Raw genomic sequence first — 2228 nt, forward strand, 5'->3', positions numbered from 1 at the left:
CTCCATGAGAAGGCCTTTTGTTTATCCGGCGCGTAACTTAGTACAGTTTCTTCGCGCAATCCAGCCAGTCGTTCTTGAACGGACGCTTCATGTTCTCGATGGCATCGATGATGTCGTGGTGCACCAGCTTCTCGTTCTGGATGCCGACGCAACGGCCGCCATGGCCCTGCAGCAGCAGCTCAATCGCATAGGCGCCCATGCGGGAAGCCAGGATGCGGTCGTAAGGAACCGGGGAACCGCCGCGCTGAATGTGGCCGAGGACGGTGGCGCGAGTTTCACGGCCAGTCTCTTTCTCGATGTAGCTTGCCAGCTCGTCAACGTCGCACATGTGCTCGGTGATGGCCACGATAGCGTGTTTTTTCCCTTTCGCGATACCGGCTTTGATTTCTGCCACCAGATCGTCACGGGTATATTCCACTTCAGGCACCATGATAAACTCACAGCCGCCGGCAATCGCCGCCGCCAGGGTCAGGTCGCCACAGTAACGGCCCATCACTTCCACCACGGAGATACGCTGGTGCGAAGAGGAGGTGTCGCGCAAACGGTCAATCGCTTCCACCACGGTGCTCAGGGCAGTAAAGAAGCCGATGGTGTAGTCAGTGCCTTTGATATCGTTGTCGATAGTGCCCGGCAGGCCGATGCATGGGAAGCCCATCTCGGTCAGGCGCATCGCCCCCATATAGGAACCGTCACCGCCGATAACCACCAGCGCGTCCAGGCCGCGCTTCTTCATGTTTTCGATAGCCACAGCGCGGATGTGTTCTTCGCGGAATTCCGGGAAGCGAGCGGAGCCCAGGAAGGTACCGCCGCGGTTGATCATGTCGGAAACGCTGTAACGGTCGAGCTGAACCATACGGTCTTCATACAATCCGAGGTAACCGTCATAGATTCCAAAAACTTCCAGACCTTCCGTTAATGCCGCGCGCACAACGCCACGAATTGCTGCGTTCATGCCCGGCGCATCACCGCCACTTGTCAACACACCGATTTTCTTAATCATGACTACCTCTGAACTTAGGAAGCAAAAAATAATTCTGTTGCCTGAAGCGCTCCCTCACCAGGAGTGCACGACGCTAATGACAATAGTATATCAAACGCCTCAAGCTGAATTGATTCAGGTCAGACCAAACGGCGGTAATTTATACAAAAAATGCCGATCTGCCCCACATTTTTACATCGAGTTTACAGACTATAACCTAACGCTCAAAAAAGCCCTGCTGCGCCGCTGGCACCACAGAGCTGGGATCCTGATGGATAATGACATCGGACCCCGGGAAACGGCGCAGAATCGCCTGCTCCACCTGGTCTGCAATCACGTGGGCTTGCACCAGCGGGAGGTTATCTTCCATTTCCAAATGAATCTGAATAAAGCGGGTCGGCCCTGACTGCCGCGTTCGTAGATCGTGCGCCCCGCGGATGCCGGGCCATGCGGTCACGATGGTGATAATGTCCTGACGCTCCTCGTCAGGCAAGGCGCGGTCGAGTAGTGACTGAACCGCCTCATAGCCCATCCGCAGCGCGCTATATAAAATATAGATGCCAATCCCCAGGGCAAACAACGCGTCGGCGCGATGCCAGCCGTACCAGGATAGGCCCAGCGCCACCAGAATGGCGCCGTTCATCATAACATCAGACTGATAATGAAGCATATCCGCCCGCACCGCCTGGCTCTGGGTTTTTCGCACCACCCAGCGCTGGAAAGTCACCAGCGCCAGCGTACTAACGAGGGCGATCAATGTGACGACGACCCCGACGCCGGCGGCCTGCAGCGGCTCCGGACGCACCAGGTGCTGAATGCCGGTGAGAAACAGGAACAGCGCCGAGCCGGAGATAAACATGCTTTGCGCCAGCGCCGCCAGCGACTCCGCTTTGCCATGACCAAAGGTATGTTCTTCATCAGCAGGCTGTAGCGAATAGCGAACCACCAGCAGGTTGGTCAGCGAGGCGGCAATGTCCACCAGCGAATCCACCAGCGCAGCCAGAATACTGACAGAACCGGTATACCACCACGCAAAAATTTTGATCAAAAGTAACGCGGAGGCCATAGCCGTCGCGGCGATAGCGGCGCGACTGACCAACCGGCCATAAGATTGATTCATATAGGCTCCTTCTCCTGCAATGCGCTTAGTATAACCCGAACTTGTGACGCTCACGGGATAGGCGAAGGAGTTGATTTACCGTAAAAAGGGCAAAAAAAACCCCCCCCCCCCCCTCGGGGGGGGGGGGGG

2 protein-coding genes are annotated in these 2228 nt (G+C 56.6%); both read right to left on the reverse strand.

Annotated elements, in window-relative coordinates:
* Window positions 1-37: 37 nt before the first annotated feature.
* Complete coding sequence (pfkA, locus tag HMPREF9538_RS15325; RefSeq protein WP_002882911.1) at window positions 38-1000, reverse strand: 6-phosphofructokinase; 963 nt, start codon at window positions 998-1000, stop codon at window positions 38-40.
* 196 nt (window positions 1001-1196) lie between these two features.
* Window positions 1197-2099: a CDF family cation-efflux transporter FieF gene (fieF, locus tag HMPREF9538_RS15320; protein ID WP_002882907.1), complete on the reverse strand. Its 903-nt coding sequence runs from the start codon at window positions 2097-2099 to the stop codon at window positions 1197-1199.
* Window positions 2100-2228: the final 129 nt, after the last annotated feature.

Origin of the sequence: Klebsiella sp. MS 92-3, assembly GCF_000195655.1 — a bacterium.
GTDB lineage: Bacteria > Pseudomonadota > Gammaproteobacteria > Enterobacterales > Enterobacteriaceae > Klebsiella > Klebsiella pneumoniae.

Bases quoted from the DNA above. Each gene is read 5' to 3' on its own strand.
- fieF (WP_002882907.1), bottom strand. From the start codon at position 2,099: ATGAATCAATCTTATGGCCGGTTGGTCAGTCGCGCCGCTATCGCCGCG.
- pfkA (WP_002882911.1), bottom strand. From the start codon at position 1,000: ATGATTAAGAAAATCGGTGTGTTGACAAGTGGCGGTGATGCGCCGGGC.